Raw genomic sequence first — 19986 nt, forward strand, 5'->3', positions numbered from 1 at the left:
AGGCAGCGCCCGGGTCACGACGCCACCGTCCGCAGGCCGGGCATCCGGACGAACCCGGCGTCGGGGTCGACGAGCATCGCGACCTCGTCGCGGAAGTCCTCGGCGCACGCCACGAGCTCGTCGGCCCGGCGCGGGTCCACGGCGTCGAACCGGCCCGCGTCGACGGCGGCGCGGACGCGCGCCCCGCTCGCGAAGTAGCCGGACCAGGCGGCGAGCGACGGCTCGGCGTCCGCGAGCTGGTCCCACACCGAGCGGGCCCGGCCGCGGCGCACGGGCCGGGCACGCAGCGCGACGACCGCCGCGGCGGCGCGCAGCGCACCGAGGTGCGCGTGCACGAAGCGCTCGCCCGCGTCCTGCGCGAGCGCCGCCGCGACGAGCTCCGCGTCCGCACGGTCCAGCAGCCGACGGACCTCGGCGGGGACGGCGACCGCCCCCTTCGCGCCTGCTTCGTTCGACATCGCGCACCTCCTCCTCCACTATCGAACACCTGTTCGATCCTGTCAACGTCCGGTGCCGGCCGGCCCTACGGTGAGCACATGGCTCGCCGCACCTCCCGACGTTCCCCAGGGTCCTCCGCGCCACCCACACGGTCCCGGCGCCGGGCGAACGGGAGCCGTGGCGCGGCCCCCGACCTGCCGACCGGGCCCGTGGCCACGTCGACGGGGACGGCGCACGTCGAGCGCGACCCCGACCACCCGTCGGCGGTCACGCTGTACGTCAACGGCGTCCCCAGCTCCTACCTCGACCTCGACGACCCCGGGATGCTCGCGTTCGAGTACATGCAGCAGATGGCGGCCGTCGTGGACGAGCTCGCCCCCGGCCCTCTGCGCGCGCTGCACCTCGGCGCGGCGGGGTGCAGCCTCCCGCGCTGGGTGGAGCACACCCGGCCCGGCTCGTCCCAGCTCGGGGTCGACCTCGACTCCCGCCTGCTCGAGCTGGTCCGCACGTGGTTCGACCTCCCGCGCTCCCCCCGGCTCCGGCTGCGCGCCGACGACGCGCGGCACGCGGTGGCGAGCCTTCCCGACGCCTCGTACGACGTCGTCGTCCGTGACGTGTTCGACGGCGACCGCACGCCCGACCACCTCGCGACCCGCGGCATGGCGGACGAGGTGCACCGGGTCCTGCGCCCGGGCGGGGTCTACCTCGTCAACTGCGCCGACCGGCCGCCGCTCACGACGGCGCGCCGCGAGACCGCGACCCTCGCGGCCGCGTTCGGAGAGGCGTCCTGCGCGGAGGACCGGGTCGCGGCGATCGCGGAGCCCGCGCAGCTCAAGGGCCGCCGCTACGGCAACGTCGTCCTGGCCGCGGTCCGTGCCGGGTCGGGTGCGCCGAGCCTGTCGAGCGCGACGCTGGCGCGTGCGGTCCGCTCGCTCGCCGTCCCGGCACGCGTCGTCACGGGCGACGAGCTGCGCGCGTTCGTGGGCACCGCCCCGGTGCTCGACGACCCCGAGGTCGCGCCGGCCGACGGCCCGGCGGCAGACGGGTCGTGAGACGCGACAGGAGCCGCGCCCGAGGGACGCGGCTCCTGCGACGACCGGGTGATCCGGCCGCGAGACGTCGTGGACGTCAGAGCGGACGAACCTTCTCCGCCTGCGGGCCCTTCGGCCCCTGGGTGATCTCGAACTCGACCCGCTGCGCCTCGTCGAGCGTGCGGTACCCGTTCGACTCGATCGCCGAGTAGTGCACGAAGACGTCGGCACCGCCGCCGTCCTGCGCGATGAAGCCGTAGCCCTTCTCGGCGTTGAACCACTTCACAGAACCCTGCGCCATGCTCTTCCTCTGACCTTCTGTCCGTCCGGGGACATCAGCGAGCGGACCCTTCGTCCACCCCCGTGCGCCGCAATGCCATGTCCCACGTCCTTCGCCGGCGCCCGGCCGTGTGCGGCCGGCAGGCCCGACGCCGGACCACCCCGCCGGGCGGACCCACGTACCGGCCCTGCACCGGGTCGTGCGCAAGTACGTCACTGCAACGGGTGACAGTGTGGCACGGACCACGTCCGGTCCGCCACGGAACTCGCCACCTCTCGTGATGATTTTTCGGCACATTCCGCCCCGGTCCGCGGACCGGGGCGGGTGGGGCGAGCCGCGGCTCAGTCGCCCGACTGCTGGGCGAGGAAACGCTCGAACTCCGCACCGAGCTCGTCGGCCGTCGGGATCGGCGCGGACTCGGCGAGCAGGCTCGTCCGACCCACGGAGCGCGCGAACGCGTCGTACTGCTCCTCGAGAGCGCGCACGACGGCGGCGACCTCCTCGGAGTCCCGCACCTGACGCTCGACCTCGGCCTTCGCCTCCTGCACCGCCTCCGCGAGCCCGCTCGTCGCGAGGTCCAGGCCCGTGACGCGCTGCACGTGCTCGAGCGCGACCACCGCCGCGGGCGGGTACGACGACTGCGCCAGGTAGTGCGGCACGTGCACGGTCACGCCGAGCGCGTCGTGCTCGGCGCGGCCGAGCCGCAGCTCCAGCAGCGCGGCGAGGCTGGCCGGGACCTTCACGGTGCCGAACCACGACGTGTGCTCGCCGAGCAGCTCGGGCCGGGTCGCGTGCGCCGTGACCGAGAGCGGGCGCGTGTGCGGGATCCCCATCGGGATGCCGTGGAAGCCGACCGTGAGCGACACGCCGAGGCGCTCGACGACGTCGCGCACCGCAGCCACCACGCGCTCCCACTGGACGTCCGGCTCAGCGCCGTGCAGCAGCAGGAACCCCGTCCCCTCGGCGTCGCGCACGTGGTCGATCACCAGGTGGGGCTCGTCGTAGTCGGACCAGCGGTCGGTGCTGAAGGTCATCGTGGCCCGCTTGGAGCGGTAGTCGAGGAGCTGGTCGACGTCGAACGTCACCACCCGGGTGACCTCGCCGAGCTCCAGCAGGTGGTCGACCGCCACCGCGCCCGCGCTGCCCGCGTCGACGAACCCCGCGACGGCGTGCAGCAGCACGGGCCCGGCGCCCGGCTCGGGCGGCGTGGGCCACAGGCGGGCCACCGCCTGCTCGTCGAGCTCGTAGATCCCGCGAGGGTCCAGCATGCATCCTCCTCGTGACGTCCTTCGCCCGCGCGCTGCCGACGGCGCGGCGGGCCTGACGAGGACAACACGCCTCGGCCCGCGGTTCTTCCCGGAGCGGCGGCCCGCACGCGCCCGCCCGGGACCGCGCCCAGGTCAGCGACCGGGCAGGCGCACCACCGAGACGAAGAAGTCGTCGATCTGGCGCACCACGTCGATGAAACGGTCGAAGTCGACGGGCTTGGTGACGTACGCGTTGGCGTGCAGCGAGTAGCTGCGCACGACGTCCTCCTCGGCCTCCGACGTCGTCAGGACGACGACCGGGATCTTGCGCAGCGCCTCGTCCGCCTTGAGCTCGGCGAGGACCTCGCGCCCGTCCATCCGGGGCAGGTTGAGGTCGAGGAGGATGAGGTCCGGCGTCGGGGCGTCCGCGTGCTCGCCCTCCTTGCGCAGGAACTGCAGCGCGCTCACGCCGTCGGAGACCACCGACAGACGGTTCGTCACCTTGTGGTCCTCGAACGCCTCGCGCGTCATGAGCACGTCGCCGGGGTCGTCCTCCACCAGGAGGACGTCGATCGGCTTGCTGCCGTGGCTCATGCGGGGCTCTCCTCGTCGTCGTCGCGCGCGCGGGCAGGGGTGACCTGCTCCGCGCCGTCGGGGTCGGGGTCGGAGCGAGCGTAGCCGACCTGCGCGTGCACGTACGCGTGGGCGAGCGTGAAGCGGATCGTCGTCCCGCCCTCGCGCGGCTCGATCCAGATCCGGCCGCCGTGGTACTCGACGATGCGCTTGCACAGCGCGAGCCCGATGCCGGTCCCCTCGTACACGTCCTTGGCGTGCAGACGCTGGAAGATGACGAACACGCGCTCCGCGTACTGCGGGTCGATCCCGATCCCGTTGTCCTCGACGGAGATCTCCCAGTGCGTGTCGCGCGCGAGCACCCCCAGGTGCACGGCCGGCGGCCGGTCCGGGTCGCGGAACTTCAGCGCGTTGCCGACGAGGTTGGCCAGCAGCTGGTGCAGGAGCGCGCGCTCGCCGACGACGACGGGCAGCGGGTCGTGCGTGATGCTCGCCCCGGTCTCCGCGACCTTCTCGGACAGGTCCTCGAGCACGCCCTCGAGCTCCCGCTCGAGGTCCACGTCGACGCGCTCGCTGCCCGTCCGGCCGACGCGCGAGAAGCCGAGCAGGTCCTGGATGAGGCGTTGCATGCGCTTGGCGCCGTCGACCGCGAAGTCGATGTACTGGTCCGCACGGTCGTCGAGCTCCCCGCCGTACCGCTTCTTGAGGAGCTGCGTGAAGCTCGCGACCTTGCGCAGCGGCTCCTGGAGGTCGTGGGACGCGACGTAGGCGAACTGCTCGAGGTCGCGGTTGGACCGCTCGAGCTCGCTCGCCTGCTCGGCGAGGAGCTCGTGCGAGCGGGCGGCGTCCTCGTGCGACGCCTTGATCTCCGCGACCTGGTTCACGAGCTCGACGCGCATGTGCTCGACGTCCTGGGCGAGGTCCGCGATCTCCGCCGGGCCCGAGGTCACGACCGGCTCGTCGAGGCTCCCGGAGCTCACGAGCCGCACGCGGTGCGCGAGCTCGGCCATCGGCTCGGTCACCCACCGCTTGAGGCACACCCAGAGGATGATCCCGACCGCGAGCGCCGAGCCGACCAGGACGAGGACGCTCCCGAAGAGCGCCCGGCTCCACCGGTCGAGCGCGTCGAGCCGCTCCACGCGCTCGGCCCGGAGCGCGTCGACGTACCGCGCGGTGTCGGCCCGGGCGGCCGCGAACAGCTCGGCACCGTGGGCCTGGTCGACGGCACGCACCCGTCCCGGTCCGTCGTCCTCGGTGGTCGCGATGGCCGGCTCGGCGTAGTCGGCGACCCAGGCCCGCACGGAGGCGTCGGACCGCCCGGCCAGCGCCGCGAGCTCCGCGTCGAACCCGAGGCGGTCGACGAGGGTGGGGTCCGGGACGACGCCCTCGGCGTCCGTCCCCACCGCACGGGTGTAGGCCTCGAGGGCGGTGTCGTCGCCGGTCGCGACGTACGCACGGACCGCGACCTCGGCGTCGAGGAGGCCCACGTACGCGGCGTCCGCCCCGGTCACGGCGTCGAAGAACGGCCCGGTGACCTCGTTCTGGATGGTGAGCACGCGCGAGAGCGCGATGGCCGACGTCGCGAGGACGCCGAGGAGGATCACGCCCGCGACGACGAGCGCCCACCCGAGCCGGCGGCGCAGGGTCGGGGCACGCCGGCGCCCGGCGCGTCCCGCGACGGCCGTCTCGCCCACCGGGGGCGTCACCGGGCCCACTCGTCCGAGTCGGCGAGGGTCGCCGTGCGCTCGCCGGGGGTGCCCTCGTCCCCGCCCCAGCCGAGCACGAGGAGCGCGGCGTCGTCGGCCAGCGGGCCGCCGTGCAGGTCGCGCACGCGGCGGAAGACGCGCTCCACGACCCCCTCGACGCCCTGCTCGAGAGCGCTGTCGACCGCGCGGCGCAGGCCGTCGACGCCGACGCGCTCCGGTCGGGCGCGCGGCCCGACCGCTCCCCCCGGCCCCGCGACGGTCGCCTCGACGAGCCCGTCCGTGTAGAGCATGAGCGCCCAGCGTTCCCCGAGGTCGACGGACTGCGACGTCCACCCGCCCTGCACGGGGATGCCGAGCGCACGGCCGCGCGCGGTGGGCGTGATCTCGGTCGCGGTGTCGCGCAGCAGGAGCGGGGCGAGGTGCCCGGCGAGGTACACCTCCGCGCGGCGGCGGTCCGCGGAGACCACGACCTGGCAGAGCGTGACGAAGACCTCGGGACGGGCGCGCTCGGGCACGAGGACGCGCTCCAGGAGCGGGAGGATGCCCTCCGGCTGGGTGTCCGAGAGTACGATGGTGCGCCACGCGGTGCGCAGCGTCGCACCGAGCGCGGCCTCGTCGGGGCCGTGGCCCGCGACGTCGCCGATGATGCACAGGACGGTCCCGTCGGGTCGCTCGACCGCGTCGAAGAAGTCGCCGCCGAGGAGGCCGTTGCCGCCGGGGACGTAGCCCACCATGACGTCGAGCCGGTCGTCCTGGACGAGCGGCGTGGGCAGGAGCGCGCGCTCCAGCCGCGCGGTCTCGGCCGCTCGGACCTCGCTGCGGTACAGCGCGCGCTGCTGCTCGACGGACATGCGGCGCTGCACGGCGTAGCGCACCGACCGGCTCAGGAGGTCGCCGTCGACCTCCCCCTTCACCAGGTAGTCGTCGGCGCCGGCCGCGACGGCCTGGACGCCGAGGTCGATGCCGGAGTGCCCCGTGAGGACCACCAGGGCGGGCGGGTGGGTGCCGGTCCGCACCCGCTCGACCGCCGACAGCCCGACCGAGTCGGGCAGCCCGAGGTCGAGCAGGACGCAGTCGACGTGCCAGGAGACGAGCATCTCGAGCGCGGCGTCGAGGGTCGTCGCACGGTGGAGGTCGACCGTGAGGTTGCCGTCCGCCAGCAGCTCCTCGACGAGGATCGCGTCGCCGTCGTCGTCCTCGACGAGGAGGATGCGCAGCTCGTCCGTCGGGGCGAGGACCGCGCGCTCGGACAGCGCCTGGTCGCGCGCGTCGGCCTCGTCGCCCCGCGCCGAGGGCCGCGCGGGGACCTGACGGTCGGTCCCGGTCACGACGCCCGCTCCCCTCTGGTCGCCATGGCCCACGATCCTAGCGTCAGCCGCGCGTCCGGCCCGGTCACGGGCCCGGGACGCGCCGAGGACCGGTCCCGGGCCCGGCGCCCGTGCGCCATAATGGACGGCCGTGTCACGGGCGGGCGCCCGGGCGCGACGCCCGGCCGAGGGAAGGGACAGCGTGGGACGCAACGACGAGCTCCGGCTCGAGCAGGAGGTCGTGGACACCCTCTACGCACGCCTCGACGAGCTGCGCGCCGCCGCCCGCGCGCGGCTCGACGCCGTCCGCCGGTCCGGACCGTCGGGCTCGCCGCAGAACCGGAGCGAGCGCGACGCGTTCGCGACGCTGTACGAGGACCGCGTCGCGCAGCTCGACGCGGTCGAGGACCGGCTCGCGTTCGGCCGCCTCGACCTGGACGACGGCACGCGCCGCTACGTCGGGCGCATCGGCCTGACCGACGCCGAGCACACGAGCCTCCTCACCGACTGGCGCGCGCCCGCGGCGCAGTCGTTCTACCGCGCGACGGCGGCCCACCCCGACGGCGTCGTCCGGCGTCGGCACCTGGTGACGCGCGGGCGCGACGTGACGGGCCTCGAGGACGAGCTCCTGGACCTGGACGCGCCCGAGGCCGTCACCGGGACGACGCTCTCCGGCGAGGGCGCGCTCCTCGCCGCGATGGCGGCAGGACGCACCGGGCGCATGGGCGACATCGTGGCGACGATCCAGGCCGAGCAGGACGCGATCATCCGGTCCGGGCTGGCCGGTGCGCTCGTCGTGCAGGGCGGGCCCGGCACGGGCAAGACCGCCGTCGCGCTGCACCGCGCCGCCTACCTCCTCTACGCGCACCGGCGGCTGCTCGAGCGCTCGGGCGTCCTCCTCGTCGGCCCGAGCCACTCGTTCCTGCGCTACATCGACCAGGTGCTGCCGTCGCTGGGCGAGACGGGCGTCGTCAGCACGACGATCGCCGACCTCCTGCCGGGCGTCGTCGCCGACGGCACGGAGGACCCCCGCGTCGCGCGCGTCAAGGGACGGGCGGTCATGGCCCGGGCCGTGCGACGCGCGGTGCGAGCGCGCGAGCGCGTGCCCGCGGAGGACGTCCCCGTGCGCCTCGACGGCCACGACCTGCTGATCCGGCGCCGCGACGTCCGCGACGCCATCGCGAAGGCCCGGCGCACCCACAAGCCGCACAACCTCGCGCGCGTCACGTTCGTCCGCGAGATGCTCTCGCGCCTCGTGGACCAGTACGGGCGCCAGCTCGGCGAGCCGCTCGTCGGCGAGGACCGCGCGCTCGCGCTCGAGGACCTGCGCTCGCACCGCGACGTGCGCGTCGCGCTCAACCTCGCGTGGCTCCCCCTCACGCCGGAGCGCCTCGTCGAGGACCTGTGGACCAAGCCGCACCGGCTCGCCGAGGCGGCGCCCGAGCTCTCGCCCGCCGACCGGCGGCTGCTCGAGCGGCCGAAGGGGGCGCCGTGGACGCCCGCGGACGTGCCGCTCCTCGACGAGGCCGCGGAGCTGCTCGGCGAGGACGACCAGGCGGAGCGGGCCGAGGCCGCCGCACGGGCGGCGCAGCGGGCTCAGGACCTCGAGTACGCGCGGCAGGTGCTCGAGTCGTCCGGTGCGGGCGGCGGGATCGTCGGCGCGGACGTGCTCGCCGAGCGCTTCTCGGCGAGCGGCCCGCGCCTCACCACCGCGGAGCGCGCCGCGCAGGACCGCACGTGGACCTACGGGCACGTCGTGGTCGACGAGGCCCAGGAGCTCTCGGCCATGGCGTGGCGCATGCTCGTGCGCCGGTGCCCGACGCGCTCGTTCACGGTCGTCGGCGACGTCGCGCAGACGTCGTCGCTCGCGGGGGCGCGCTCGTGGAAGGGCATGCTCGACCCGGTCTTCCGCGACGCGTGGCGGCTCGCGGAGCTGACCGTGAACTACCGGACCCCCGCCTCCGTGGCCGACGCCGCCCGCCGCGCCGCCCTCGCCGCCGGGCTGCCCGTCTCGCCGCTCACGTCCGCGCGCGACGTGGAGGACGCGCTGCGCGTCGTCGAGGCGACGCCCGACGGCCTCCCCGCCCAGGTCCGTGCCGAGGCCGACGCGGCGCGCGCGGAGTTCGTCGCCGCGGAGTCGGGGCGCGTCGCCGTCGTCGCCGCGGCGCAGGCCGTGCCCGCCCTGCGCGCCGCCCTCGGTCTCGTGGACGCCGGACCGGACGCCCCCCTCACGGTCCTGGACCCGGTCCAGGTGAAGGGGCTCGAGTTCGACGCCGTGGTGCTCGTGGAGCCCGCCGAGATCGCGACCGGCCCCTCCGGCGCCTCGGACCTCTACGTCTCCATGACCCGCCCGACCCAGCGCCTGGTCGTCGTGCACGCCCGCGCGCTCCCGGAGGGCGTGACCGGGACGGGCTCGACGACGGCGGGCACGGCCGCCCGCGACGGGGCGCGCGTCGCGCCCTGACCCGGTCGGCCGCCGGCGCGTCCGGCCGTTCGGATCGGTCGTTCACCTCGTCCCGAGGGTCAAGACCCGTTTGGCCCGGACCATGGACCGGGCGCACCATGGGAGCGTGCTACGCGCCCTCCTCCTTGAAAACCTGCACCCTCTCGCCGCCTCGAACCTCGAGGCGGCGGGGATCGACGTCACCGTCCGCACCGGCGCCCTCGACGAGTCCGAGCTGATCGAGGCCCTCGACGGGGTCCACCTCCTCGGCATCCGGTCCAAGACGAACGTCACCGCGAACGTGCTCGAGAACGCCCCCGACCTGGTGGCGCTCGGCGCGTTCTGCATCGGCACGAACCAGATCGACCTGCGCTCCGCCGCGTCGCAGGGCGTCGCCGTGTTCAACGCCCCGTTCCAGAACACGCGCTCCGTCGTCGAGCTCGCGCTCGCCGAGATCATCGCGCTCACGCGCCGGCTCACCGAGCGCGACCGCGCGCTGCACGAGGGCCGCTGGGACAAGTCGGCGGAGGGGGCGCACGAGGTCCGCGGCCGCACGCTCGGCATCGTGGGGTACGGCAACATCGGCACCCAGCTCTCGGTCGTGGCCGAGAACCTCGGCATGTCCGTGGTCTTCTACGACACGGCGGAGAAGCTCGCGCTCGGCAACGCGCGACGCATGGACACGCTCGACGAGCTGCTGGAGCAGGCGGACGTCGTCACGCTGCACGTCGACGGCCGCCAGGGCAACGCCGGGCTGTTCGGCGCCAAGCAGTTCGCCCGCATGCGCCAGGGCTCGATCTTCCTCAACCTGTCGCGCGGGTTCGTCGTGGACTACGGCGCGCTGCGCGAGGCGATCGAGGAGGGCCGCGTCTCCGGCGCCGCCGTCGACGTGTTCCCGCACGAGCCCAAGCGCAAGGGCGACGCGTTCGACTCCGAGCTGCGCGGCCTGCCGAACGTCATCCTCACGCCGCACATCGGTGGCTCGACCGAGGAGGCGCAGGAGGCGATCGGCCAGTTCGTCTCGGCCAAGCTGCGCGACTACCTCACGACGGGCTCGACGACGCTCAGCGTCAACGTGCCGAACCTCGCGCTCGAGCAGACGACCGGGATCACGCGCATCACGCACCTGCACCGGAACACGCCGGGCGTCCTCGCGGCCGTCAACGCGACCCTCGCGGAGCACGGCACGAACATCGAGGGCCAGCTCCTCGCCACGCGTGGCGAGATCGGCTACGTCGTCACGGACGTCGGCTCGCGCGTCGAGCCCGCCGTCATCGAGGCCCTGGCCGCGATGGAGCAGACGATCGCCCTGCGCGTCCTCGACTGACGCCCACCGCGAGCGCCTTCGCCGCGTGCACCGGGTCGCCCCGGCGCACGCGGCGAAGGTCCTCGGGCGGCATGACCTTCGCCGCTGAGCGCCCCGCGCTCGGCGGTGCCACGATGAGGCATGACCGGATACACGCACGACGGGCCGCAGATCCTCGACGCCGACGCGTCGTGGGACCTCGTGGAGGGGACCCACGTCGCACGCCTCGCCGTGAGCGTGCGGGGCGAGCCGGACATCTACCCCGTCACGGTGCGGGCGCACGAGCGCACGCTCGCGTTCCGCACCGTCCCCGGGACCAAGCTCGCGACCCTGGCGACCAACGAACGCGTCGCTCTCGAGTGGGACCACGTGGACGACGACGGGGCGTGGAGCGTCGTCGCCCGCGGCACCGCGCACCGGCCGCGCAGCGAGCACGAGGTCGACGCCGTCCAGGAGGACGCCGCACCCCTCGTCCCCGTCGTGGACGTCCCGACCGAGGAATGGGTCGTCATCGAGGTCCGCGAGGTGACGGGGCGACGCTTCGCCCGGTCGGAGGCCTAGCCGCACTTCCCCGTCAAGGCGCCGACGCAGGTCGTCCGGCCGCCCCCGACGGGGCGACCGGACGACGACGAACGCTGAGCCGGAGGCGGCCGTCAGCCGGACTTGCGGCGGAACGTGCGCTGGACCGGCCCCACGGTCTCGGACCCGTGCACCGACCCGGTGTTGGACTCGCCGTCGGCCGTGCGGTGGCGCGCCGCGTTCTTCCGGTCGAGCGCCTCCCGGAACTTCGCCTTGGCCTCGTCGGTCGGTGCGGTGTCTGCAGCGGATCGCTGCTGGTCGGACGCCATGGCGGTCTCCTCGTCGATGGGGGAACTCGGTCGTGCACTGCGGTCGGCCCGACGGTGCGGGCACCTCGCCAGCCTCCCGCACCGCGTCGCCGGACGCCACCTGATTTGTCCGCCGGTCGGCCGGTCTCCGACGGACGGCCGGACGGTGTCGGGTAGCGTCGGCCGCGTGCCGACCGACTCCTCCGCCTCCGCCGCTCCCCCGTTCCCGGACCGGGCCCCGCTGCCGCACCGCCGTCTCGGTCGGTCCGGGCTGGCGCTGCCGGCGGTGTCGCTGGGCCTGTGGCAGAACTTCGGCGACGCCGACCCGCGGGCGACGCAGCGCGAGATCGTGCTGCACGCGGTCGACCGCGGCGTGACCCACCTCGATCTCGCGAACAACTACGGCCCGCCGGGCGGAGCGGCCGAGGAGTCCCTGGGGCACCTCCTCGCGCGCGAGCTGCGGACGGTGCGCGACGAGCTCGTCGTGACGACCAAGGCCGGCTACCGCATGGGGCCCGGCCCCTACGGAGAGGGCGGCTCGCGCAAGTACCTGCTCTCCTCGCTCGACGCCTCGCTGCGTCGCCTCGGGCTCGACCACGTCGACATCTTCTACTCCCACCGCTTCGACCCGACGACGCCGCTCGAGGAGACGGTCGGTGCGCTCGCCACCGCGGTCCGTTCGGGTCGCGCGCGGTACGCGGGCATCTCGTCCTACTCGGCGCGTCGCACCCGGGAGGCGCTGCGGGTCGCGGAGCAGGTGGGCGTCGACCTCGTCGTGACGCAGGTGTCGTACTCGATGCTCAACCGGTGGGTCGAGGAGCCCGACCCGCACGACCCCGCGGGCGCGTCCGTGCTCGACGTCGCGGGCGCCGCGGGGCTCGGGGTCGTCGCCTTCTCGCCGCTCGCCCAGGGGATGCTCACCGACCGGTACCTGCGCGGGGTTCCGGACGACTCGCGCGCGGCGCGCGGGGGGCCGCTCCGACCGGCGTTCCTCTCGGAGGCGAACCTCGACCACGTCCGCCGGCTCGACGACCTCGCCCGCGCCCACGGGCGCAGCCTCGCCACGACGGCGATCCTCTGGGCGATGCGGGACGAGCGCGTCACGTCCGTGCTGCTCGGCGCGAGCTCGACGCGGCAGCTCGACGAGAACCTCGCCGCGCTCGACGCGCCGGCGCTCTCCGCCGAGGAGCTCGCTGCCGTCGACGCGCTGCCCGCGGACACCGGCATCAACATCTGGGCGTCGCGGTCCAGCGACCTGTAGGCCCGCCGGACGCGCGCCGACGACGCGGGACCCCTGCCGGGGCCGCGACGTGCCCTCGCGCGTGCGGCCTCAGGCGTGCGGTGCGACCTCCCCGCGAACGTCCGCCCCCGGAGCGGTGCCGCTCGAGCCCTCCTCGGCCCGGGCCGCGGCCGTCTCGCGCTCCTCGCGCTCGACGCGCAGCGACGTGATCGCGCTCTCGAAGTCCTCGAGCGAGTCGAACGCCTGGTAGACGCTCGCGAAGCGCAGGTAGGCGACCTCGTCGAGCTCGCGCAGCGGCCCGAGGATCGCGAGCCCGATCTCGTACGCGTCGAGCTCGGCGCTGCCGCTCGCCCGGATGGTCTCCTCGACGCGCTGCGCGAGCACCGCGAGGTCGTCCTCGTTGACGGGTCGCCCCTGGCAGGCCTTGCGCACGCCGTTGACGATCTTCTCGCGCGAGAAGGGCTCCGTGACGCCGGAGCGCTTGACCACGGACAGGCTCGCGGTCTCGATCGTCGTGAAGCGGCGGTTGCACTCGGGGCACTGGCGGCGCCGACGGATCGACGCGCCGTCGTCCGAGGTGCGCGAGTCGACGACGCGGGAGTCCGCGTGGCGGCAGAACGGGCAGTGCATGGCGGGCTCCTCCGCGGGGTTCGCGCCGACAGGTCGGCGCGACGAACGTATGCCGTCGCGGCGGGACCGTGCAACACGCCTCCGACGCCGGCCGCTCGCGCCCGCCGCGTCGTCGGCGCGCAGACGGCCGCACCGGTGCTCGTGGACGGCAGAACGGGGGCGGTCGTGGTCGACCGCCCCCGTCGGGACGCCCCCGTCCCCATCTCGCGCGTGACTCGCCTCACGCGCGGCGACGTGCACAGGAGTCGCGGTGGACCGCGCGCTCCTCACCTCGTCCGCCCAGCCCCCCAGCCGGCGTTGTGAGGTGACACTAACTTAGGGCGACCTAAATGATGCCGCAACCCCTGCGCACCGCACGGGGCCCGGTTTCGCCCGTGTCCTGCGTCACAGCGCGCTCTCGCGTCCGCACCGAGGGCGCCCAGCCGGCCTCAGGCGGACGCCGGGAGGAGGATCTTCTGGCCGGCCTGGAGGCCCGAGGACGAGAGCCCGTTGAGCTCGGCGAGCCCGCCCACGACGTCGCGCAGGTCCTCTCCCGGCGCCGCCACCCCCTGCGCGAGCTCCCACAGCGTCTCCCCCGAGCTCACGACGTGCACCCGGACCTCCACGGGCTCGCCCGGGCCGCTCGCGACGGCGACGCCCACCCGCGCGGCCAGCAGCAGGACCGCGGCGGCCAGGAGCACGAGGACCACGCGGCCCCGGCGCGTGAGCCGCAGCGGCCGCTCCTCCGCACGCCCCGTCACCCCGCCCGCAGGGCCGAGGGGCCCGACCGTCGAGATCGCCATCGCATCCATGCCTGCTCCGTCCCGGCCCGCGGGCCCGATCGCCTTCCCCGGTCGATCGGACGCCGCGAGCCCTTCGCCTCCGCGCCGACCGGGTCGGTCGAACACGTGTACGTAGAACACCTGTACGAAGGTCTATCACGAACGACCGACAGAGTCGAGACATGCTCGAACAGGTGTTTGATTCGTGTCGCAACCTCCCCTAGCCTGGGGTCAGGTCGGTTCGCCGGACATGTCCGCTCGGACCCGGAGGGGCGACCGAGGTCCCGGAGCGCACGCCCCGGGGAGGGGAGGCCGCACGCCCGGGAGGCGTCGGCGGCCGCGACGGACGAAGGCGGAGCGACCATGGCGGGACGAGGCACGGACAGGGCACGGGGGCTCGCCGAGGTGCGGGAGCTCCCGGACGGGTCGGCGGGGGGTGACGGGCTCACGCCGCGCCAGCGCCTCGTGCTCGAGACCATCCGCGCGTGCGTCGAGCAGCGCGGCTACCCGCCGAGCATGCGGGAGATCGGCGAGGCCGTGGGCCTGACGAGCCCGTCGTCGGTGAAGCACCAGCTCACGACTCTCGAGCGCAAGGGCTTCCTGCGTCGCGACCCGAACCGCCCCCGCGCGATCGAGGTCGTCCAGCCGGACGACGCGCGCCGCGCCACCCCGCTCACGGCAGCGGGCTCCGCGCCCGAGCCCGCGTACGACGAGGCGCACCCGGCTCCGTCCTACGTCCCGGTCGTCGGCCGCATCGCCGCCGGCGGCCCGATCCTCGCGGAGCAGGTCGTCGAGGACGTCTTCCCGCTGCCTCGCCAGCTCGTCGGCGAGGGCGAGCTCTTCCTCCTGCGGGTGCAGGGCGACTCGATGGTCGACGCCGCGATCTGCGACGGCGACTGGGTCGTCGTCCGCCGCCAGCCCGTCGCGGAGAACGGCGAGATCGTCGCGGCGATGATCGACGGCGAGGCCACGGTGAAGTCCCTGCGCCGCGCGGACGGTCGCGTCTGGCTCATGCCGCACAACGCCGCGTACGACCCGATCCCTGGCGACGACGCCCAGGTCCTCGGCCGCGTCGTCTCCGTGCTGCGCAGCCTCTGAGCCGCACGGACCGTCCGTCGCCGCACCCTCCCGAGCGGTCCCTCGCGGGGCGGACGAGGCGGGCGCCGGCACGTCGAGGTCGGAAGCGCCGAGAGCCGGGTGGTCGTCGACCACCCGGCTCTCACACGCCGTTCCGGACCCGCCGGCGAACCGGTCGGTCAGAGACCGAAGCGCCGGGCGACGGCGTGCAGCGACTCGGCGGACGAGCGCAGCCCGGCGAGCTCCGCGTCGGACAGCGGGACCTCGACCCGCTCGGTGGCGCCACGCCGGTCGACGAGCGTCGGCAGCGAGAGGCACACGTCGTCGAGCCCGTACGCGCCGTCGAGCAGCGTCGAGACGGGCAGGATGCGGTGCTCGTCGTCGAGCACGGCCTCGATGATGCGCGTGCCCGCGAGCCCCACGGCGTAGTTCGTCGCCCCCTTGCCCTCGATGATCCGGTAGGCCGACTGCACGACCTCGCGCGCGATGTCGTCGCGCACGCCTGCCGTGAGCGGACCGCGACCGCCCAGGCCGGGCCACTCGAGGAGCGGGACGCCGCCGATGGTCGCCGAGCTCCACAGCGGGATCTCGCTGTCGCCGTGCTCGCCGGCGATGTACGCGTGGACGTTCTGCACCGCGACGCCGCAGTGCTGGGCCACGAGGAAGCGCAGCCGCGAGGAGTCGAGGACGGTCCCGCTGCCGAAGAGCTGCGAAGGCGGCAGCCCGGAGAACTTGAGCGCCGCGTAGGTGACGATGTCGACGGGGTTGGTCACCATGACGTAGACCGCGTCCGGGGCGACCTCCACGAGACCCGGCAGGATCGTCCGCATGAGGCCGATCGTGCCCTCGGCGAGGTCGAGCCGCGTCTGGCCCGGCTTCTGCTTCGCCCCGGCCGTCACGACGACCACGTCGGCCCCCGCGCACACCGCGACGTCGTCCGACCCCTCGACCCGGGCCATCGGCATGAACTGGATGCCGTGCTGGAGGTCCGCCACCTCCGCGTCGACCTTCGCCCGGTTCACGTCCAGGAGCGCCACGGTGCGCGCGGCCCCGCGCATGAGGGCCGCATACGCCAGGGTCGACCCGACCGCACCCGCGCCGACGATCGCCAGCTTGGTCGTCCGCGCTCCCCCTCCCGGCCCACCCGTGCTCGCGTCACCCGTGCCCTGCGGGGACGTGCTCGTCGTCATGTCGCCTCCGTGAAGTCGCTGGAATCGTGAAGACCGCGGAAAGGACTCAGCCTAGGGCGGCGAGGCGCCGGAGCGCACCGGTGGCGACGTCGCGGTCGGTCGTCTGCCAGAACCCCGGCATGGACCGCGTGAGGAACGTGCCGTAGCGCGCGGTCACGAGACGCGGGTCGAGGACCGCGACCACGCCTCGATCCGTGGTGGACCGGACGAGCCGGCCGGCGCCCTGCGCGAGCAGGAGGGCGGCGTGCGTCGCGGAGACCTGCATGAAGCCGTTGCCGCCCGCCGCCTCGACCGCCCGCGCCCGGGCCGACTTCACCGGGTCGTCCGGACGGGGGAACGGGATCCGGTCGATGAGCACGAGCTGGCACGACGGCCCGGGCACGTCGACGCCCTGCCAGAGCGACAGCGTGCCGAACAGGCAGGTGGCCGGGTCGTCGGTGAACTCGCGCACGAGCGTCGGGAGCTGGTCGTCGCCCTGGCACAGGATCGGCACGTCGAGCCGCTCGCGCATCGCCTCCGCCGCGGCGACCGCGGCGCGGCGCGACGAGAACAGGCCGAGCGTGCGCCCGCCCGCCGCCTCGACGAGCGCGGCGATCTCGTCGAGCTGGTGCTCCGTGGAGGCCTCGCGGCCCGGCGTCGGGAGGGCCTTGGCGACGTAGAGGATGCCCTGCCGCGCGTAGTCGAACGGGCTGCCGACGTCGAGGCCGCGCCACCGTGGTCCGTCGGCGTCGCCGCCCTCGCCACCGCCCCCGAGCCCGAAGGTGCGCGCGACGGCGTCGAAGCTGCCGCCGAGCGCGAGCGTCGCGGACGTGAACACCCCGGTCCGCTCGGCGAGCAGGTGCGTACGGATGAGGCCCGCGACGCCCAGCGGGGCGGCGTGCAGGCGGCTCGCGCCCTCCCCGAACCGGTCGGCCGACCAGCCGCCCTCGCCGGGGCGCGAGCACCAGAGCACGTCGTGCCCGGTCGGGTCCGCGGCCATGCGCTCGGCGACCTCGAAGAGCTGCAGCATCGTCGACTGCGCCATCTTCAGCCCGGAGTCGGGCTGGGCCGGCTTGGTCACCCCGGTCTCGGGCTTGAGCGTCGAGAGGACCTCCCGCGCGGCGTCGCGCACCGCGGCGACCGCCGAGCGCGCGCCGTCGGGCAGGCCGTCGGGGAACCGCTCGGCGGGCAGCGACCCGACGACCGTCCCGAACGCCGCCGACGCCGCGTCGAGCGCGTCCGTGGTCACGCCGCCGTGCCGCCGCGCGAGGCGTGCCGCGCTCTCGATCGCCGGTACCGACAGGTCGACCGTCGCGGCCGCCGTCACGCGGTCGGCGAGCTCGTGCGCCTCGTCGACGACGAGCACGTCGTGCTCGGGCAGCACCCCGGGCGACCCCATCGCGGCGATGCCGAGCATCGCGTGGTTGGTCACGACGACGTCGGCCTCGCGGGCCGTCGCGCGCGCCTTCTCGGGGAAGCACTCCGCGAGCAGAGGGCACCGCTGGCCCAGGCACTCGAGGGCGGTGACCGAGACCTGCCGCCACGCCTTGTCGCTCACGCCGGGCACGAGGTCGTCCCGGTCCCCGGTCGACGTCTCCTCGGCCCACGCGCGCAGGCGCACGACCTGCTCGCCGAGCGCCGCGGCGCTGGTCCCGCCGCGCGCGGCGGGGTGGTCGGCGGTGCCCGCGGACTCGCCCGGCAGGTCGAACAGCGTCGGTTCGTCGGCCGGGTACCCGCCCGCGATCTTGTGGACGCACAGGTAGTTGTGCCAGCCCTTGAGGAGCGCGATGGTGACGGGGCGCGGGAGGCGGTCCGCCACGGCGTCGGCCACCAGCGGGAGGTCGCGCGTGATGACCTGGCGCTGCAGCGCGAGGGTCGCCGTCGAGACGATCACCCGCTCGTCGGTCGCCACCGCGTGCCGCACGGCCGGCACGAGGTACCCGAGCGACTTGCCCGTGCCCGTCCCCGCCTGCACCACGAGGTGCTCCGACCCCTCGATCGCGTCGGTGACCGCGCGCGCCATCGCGTGCTGGCCGTCGCGCCGCGCACCGCCCAGCCGCGTGACGGCGACGTCGAGCAGCGCGTCGACGTCGGGCACGTCGCCTCCCGCGGTGCCGGCCGGGGTCCGCGGCCCCTCGGCGTCGACGCGGTCGGGGGCGGGTCGCGTGGAGGGGGGCACCCGCCGAGTCTACGGTCGGTCGCCCACGGGGCGGCGGCCCTGTGGACGACGGTGGCGGACACGCCGCGACCCCGTGCGGCGGGTGCCGCACGGGGTCGCGGAGAGCGTCGAGCCGGGGTCCGGCGCGGGCCGCTCAGCCCTGGGCCGAGGCTCCGACGAGCTCGGTCGCGAGCGCCTGGGCGACGCGTCCGCGCAGGAGCGTGCCCTCGGGCGTGTGCTCCTCGTGGTCGATCTCGCCCTCGGTGTGCACGCGGTGCACGAGGTCGCCGCGGTGGTAGGGCACGACGACGTCGATCTCCACGTCCGGGCGCGGGAGCTCGTGCGCGATGAGCTCGCGCAGGTGCTCGATCCCCTCGCCCGTGTGCGCCGAGACCACCACCGTGCGCCGCTCGCGCAGCCGGATCCGCGCGATCGTCTCGGGGTCCGCGACGTCCGCCTTGTTGAGCACGATCACCTCGGGCACGTCCTCCACGCCCGGGATGTCGGCCAGGACGTGGCGCACCGCGGCGATCTGCCCCTCGGGGTCGGGGTGCGAGGCGTCCACGACGTGGAGCAGCAGGTCGGCGTCGCCGACCTCCTCGAGCGTCGACCGGAACGCCTCGACGAGCTGGTGCGGCAGGGCGCGCACGAACCCGACGGTGTCGGCGAGCGTGTACACGCGACCGTCCTCGGTGCGCGTGCGGCGCACCGTGGGGTCGAGCGTCGCGAACAGGGCGTTCTCGACGAGCACGCCCGCACCCGTGATGGCGTTGAGCAGGCTCGACTTGCCCGCGTTCGTGTAGCCCGCGATCGCGACGGACGGGATCGCGTGCCGCTTGCGCGACGCGCGCTTGGTCTCGCGGCCCGGGGCCATCGCCTGGATCTCCCGGCGCAGCTTGGCCATGCGGTTGCGGATGCGGCGGCGGTCCAGCTCGATCTTCGTCTCACCCGGACCACGCGAGCCCATGCCCGCGCCCGCCCCGCCGACCTGGCCACCGGCCTGCCGGGACATCGACTCGCCCCACCCGCGCAGGCGCGGGAGGAGGTACTCGAGCTGGGCGAGCTCGACCTGCGCCTTGCCCTCCCGGGACTTGGCGTGCTGGGCGAAGATGTCGAGGATCAGGGCGGTCCGGTCGATCACCTTGACCTTGACGATGTCCTCGAGCGCGCGCCGCTGGGAGGGCGCGAGCTCGCCGTCGATCACGACCGTGTCGGCGCCGCTGGCGGCGACGACGTCGGCCAGCTCGGCTGCCTTGCCGGAGCCGAGGTACGTGCCCGGGTCGGGCTTCGCGCGGCGCTGGATGACGCCGTCGAGCACCTGGGAGCCCGCCGTCTCGGCGAGGGCCGCGAGCTCGCGCAGCGAGATCTCGGCCTCCTCCGCGGACGTGGGCGCGCCGTCCTCGCGCGGGTCGGAGCCGGGGCTCCACAACCCGACGAGCACGACCTTCTCGAGGCGCAGCTGCCGGTACTCGACCTCGGTGACGTCCTCGAGCTCAGTCGACAGACCGACCACGCGGCGCAGCGCGCTGCGCTCCTCGAGCTCGAGCTGCTCGCCGTCGTGCCGTGCGTGGACCGTGCCGCCCTCGGCGCGCGCCGTCCCGGCCCGAGCGAGCACCCGTGCCACGACGTCGCTCGCGATGTCCCGCGTCGCGCCGGTCGGCTCGTCCTGAGCCGGGGTGGGGTTCGCCGGTGTGTTCGCCGGGGTAGCGCTCATGTGCCGCCTTTCGTCGGGGAGGGGCGCGCGTGCGCCCGGTTGGCACAACAAGCGTGGCACGGGAAATCGTCCCGGGGCC

General features: G+C 74.8%; 18 protein-coding genes. 6 read left to right on the forward strand and 12 right to left on the reverse strand.

The window, feature by feature from the left end; genetic code table 11:
• Window positions 1–14: 14 nt before the first annotated feature.
• A complete protein-coding gene (locus ABWU78_RS03080) occupies window positions 15–458 on the reverse strand; it encodes an SAV_6107 family HEPN domain-containing protein (protein WP_253051356.1) in 444 nt (147 codons plus the stop codon).
• 189 nt (window positions 459–647) lie between these two features.
• On the opposite strand from ABWU78_RS03080, the gene ABWU78_RS03085 reads away from it, so the two are divergent.
• Window positions 648–1490 (forward strand): spermidine synthase, encoded by an 843-nt coding sequence (locus tag ABWU78_RS03085; protein ID WP_353709472.1) that lies wholly within the window; start codon window positions 648–650, stop codon window positions 1488–1490.
• A 76-nt stretch (window positions 1491–1566) separates the two neighbouring features.
• On the opposite strand, the gene ABWU78_RS03090 is transcribed toward ABWU78_RS03085, so the two are convergent.
• From ABWU78_RS03090 to ABWU78_RS03110, 5 genes are all read right to left on the reverse strand, one after another.
• Window positions 1567–1770: a cold-shock protein gene (locus ABWU78_RS03090; protein ID WP_034655075.1), complete on the reverse strand. Its 204-nt coding sequence runs from the start codon at window positions 1768–1770 to the stop codon at window positions 1567–1569.
• Between the two features lie 320 nt (window positions 1771–2090).
• Window positions 2091–3017: a proteasome assembly chaperone family protein gene (locus ABWU78_RS03095; RefSeq protein ID WP_253051354.1), complete on the reverse strand. Its 927-nt coding sequence runs from the start codon at window positions 3015–3017 to the stop codon at window positions 2091–2093.
• 132 nt (window positions 3018–3149) lie between these two features.
• Window positions 3150–3590, reverse strand: a complete 441-nt coding sequence (locus ABWU78_RS03100) for a response regulator (RefSeq protein WP_253051353.1) — start codon at window positions 3588–3590, stop codon at window positions 3150–3152.
• Entirely contained in the window at window positions 3587–5275 is a 1689-nt protein-coding gene (locus ABWU78_RS03105) for a sensor histidine kinase (protein WP_439157518.1), read from the reverse strand. The genes ABWU78_RS03100 and ABWU78_RS03105 overlap by 4 nt, the downstream gene beginning before the upstream one ends.
• Entirely contained in the window at window positions 5272–6603 is a 1332-nt protein-coding gene (locus ABWU78_RS03110; RefSeq protein ID WP_439157519.1) for a PP2C family protein-serine/threonine phosphatase, read from the reverse strand. The genes ABWU78_RS03105 and ABWU78_RS03110 overlap by 4 nt, the downstream gene beginning before the upstream one ends.
• 181 nt (window positions 6604–6784) lie before the next feature.
• Here ABWU78_RS03110 and ABWU78_RS03115 point away from each other — a divergent pair, with 181 nt between their 5' ends.
• The 3 genes from ABWU78_RS03115 (at window position 6785) to ABWU78_RS03125 (ending at window position 10892) form a co-directional block, all read left to right on the forward strand.
• Entirely contained in the window at window positions 6785–9046 is a 2262-nt protein-coding gene (locus ABWU78_RS03115; RefSeq protein WP_439157520.1) for a HelD family protein, read from the forward strand.
• Window positions 9047–9152: 106 nt separating this feature from the next.
• Window positions 9153–10352 carry a phosphoglycerate dehydrogenase gene (serA, locus tag ABWU78_RS03120; protein ID WP_253051349.1) on the forward strand — a complete coding sequence of 400 codons (1200 nt, stop codon included), beginning with the start codon at window positions 9153–9155 and terminating at the stop codon, window positions 10350–10352.
• A 120-nt stretch (window positions 10353–10472) separates the two neighbouring features.
• Complete coding sequence (locus tag ABWU78_RS03125) at window positions 10473–10892, forward strand: pyridoxamine 5'-phosphate oxidase family protein (RefSeq protein WP_353706722.1); 420 nt, start codon at window positions 10473–10475, stop codon at window positions 10890–10892.
• A 92-nt stretch (window positions 10893–10984) separates the two neighbouring features.
• On the opposite strand, the gene ABWU78_RS03130 is transcribed toward ABWU78_RS03125, so the two are convergent.
• Window positions 10985–11179 carry a DUF5302 domain-containing protein gene (locus ABWU78_RS03130; RefSeq protein ID WP_047233781.1) on the reverse strand — a complete coding sequence of 65 codons (195 nt, stop codon included), beginning with the start codon at window positions 11177–11179 and terminating at the stop codon, window positions 10985–10987.
• A gap of 166 nt (window positions 11180–11345) precedes the next feature.
• Between ABWU78_RS03130 and ABWU78_RS03135 the strand changes: the two genes are divergently transcribed.
• Window positions 11346–12419, forward strand: a complete 1074-nt coding sequence (locus tag ABWU78_RS03135; RefSeq protein ID WP_253051347.1) for an aldo/keto reductase — start codon at window positions 11346–11348, stop codon at window positions 12417–12419.
• Between the two features lie 69 nt (window positions 12420–12488).
• Here the strand turns inward: ABWU78_RS03135 and nrdR are convergent, their stop codons facing one another.
• Complete coding sequence (nrdR, locus tag ABWU78_RS03140) at window positions 12489–13028, reverse strand: transcriptional regulator NrdR (RefSeq protein WP_253051346.1); 540 nt, start codon at window positions 13026–13028, stop codon at window positions 12489–12491.
• A gap of 428 nt (window positions 13029–13456) precedes the next feature.
• The gene (locus ABWU78_RS03145; RefSeq protein ID WP_439157521.1) at window positions 13457–13819 is read right to left on the reverse strand and encodes a LysM peptidoglycan-binding domain-containing protein; all 363 of its coding nucleotides are present in this window, start codon (window positions 13817–13819) and stop codon (window positions 13457–13459) included.
• Window positions 13820–14152: 333 nt separating this feature from the next.
• Here ABWU78_RS03145 and lexA point away from each other — a divergent pair, with 333 nt between their 5' ends.
• Window positions 14153–14887 carry a transcriptional repressor LexA gene (gene lexA / locus ABWU78_RS03150; protein ID WP_253051344.1) on the forward strand — a complete coding sequence of 245 codons (735 nt, stop codon included), beginning with the start codon at window positions 14153–14155 and terminating at the stop codon, window positions 14885–14887.
• A 158-nt stretch (window positions 14888–15045) separates the two neighbouring features.
• Here lexA and ABWU78_RS03155 read toward each other — a convergent pair whose 3' ends face one another.
• The 3 genes from ABWU78_RS03155 to hflX all read right to left on the reverse strand — a co-directional run bounded on the left by ABWU78_RS03155 (window position 15046) and on the right by hflX (window position 19907).
• Window positions 15046–16056 (reverse strand): L-lactate dehydrogenase, encoded by a 1011-nt coding sequence (locus ABWU78_RS03155; protein WP_253051343.1) that lies wholly within the window; start codon window positions 16054–16056, stop codon window positions 15046–15048.
• 46 nt (window positions 16057–16102) lie between these two features.
• Window positions 16103–18214 carry an ATP-dependent DNA helicase gene (locus ABWU78_RS03160; RefSeq protein ID WP_439157522.1) on the reverse strand — a complete coding sequence of 704 codons (2112 nt, stop codon included), beginning with the start codon at window positions 18212–18214 and terminating at the stop codon, window positions 16103–16105.
• A gap of 133 nt (window positions 18215–18347) precedes the next feature.
• Window positions 18348–19907, reverse strand: a complete 1560-nt coding sequence (gene hflX, locus ABWU78_RS03165; RefSeq protein WP_253051342.1) for a GTPase HflX — start codon at window positions 19905–19907, stop codon at window positions 18348–18350.
• Window positions 19908–19986: the final 79 nt, after the last annotated feature.

Origin of the sequence: Cellulosimicrobium sp. CpK407 (genome assembly GCF_051844275.1) — a bacterium.
In the GTDB taxonomy this organism is placed as follows: Bacteria; Actinomycetota; Actinomycetes; order Actinomycetales; family Cellulomonadaceae; genus Cellulosimicrobium; species Cellulosimicrobium cellulans_G.

Coding starts and splice junctions, on each gene's coding strand:
- ABWU78_RS03100 (WP_253051353.1), bottom strand. CDS start 3,590: ATGAGCCACGGCAGCAAGCCGATCGACGTCCTCCTGGTGGAGGACGAC.
- nrdR (WP_253051346.1), bottom strand. CDS start 13,028: ATGCACTGCCCGTTCTGCCGCCACGCGGACTCCCGCGTCGTCGACTCG.
- ABWU78_RS03095 (WP_253051354.1), bottom strand. CDS start 3,017: ATGCTGGACCCTCGCGGGATCTACGAGCTCGACGAGCAGGCGGTGGCC.
- ABWU78_RS03080 (WP_253051356.1), bottom strand. CDS start 458: ATGTCGAACGAAGCAGGCGCGAAGGGGGCGGTCGCCGTCCCCGCCGAG.
- ABWU78_RS03090 (WP_034655075.1), bottom strand. CDS start 1,770: ATGGCGCAGGGTTCTGTGAAGTGGTTCAACGCCGAGAAGGGCTACGGC.
- ABWU78_RS03125 (WP_353706722.1), top strand. CDS start 10,473: ATGACCGGATACACGCACGACGGGCCGCAGATCCTCGACGCCGACGCG.
- ABWU78_RS03155 (WP_253051343.1), bottom strand. CDS start 16,056: ATGACGACGAGCACGTCCCCGCAGGGCACGGGTGACGCGAGCACGGGT.
- lexA (WP_253051344.1), top strand. CDS start 14,153: ATGGCGGGACGAGGCACGGACAGGGCACGGGGGCTCGCCGAGGTGCGG.
- ABWU78_RS03145 (WP_439157521.1), bottom strand. CDS start 13,819: ATGGATGCGATGGCGATCTCGACGGTCGGGCCCCTCGGCCCTGCGGGC.
- hflX (WP_253051342.1), bottom strand. CDS start 19,907: ATGAGCGCTACCCCGGCGAACACACCGGCGAACCCCACCCCGGCTCAG.
- ABWU78_RS03130 (WP_047233781.1), bottom strand. CDS start 11,179: ATGGCGTCCGACCAGCAGCGATCCGCTGCAGACACCGCACCGACCGAC.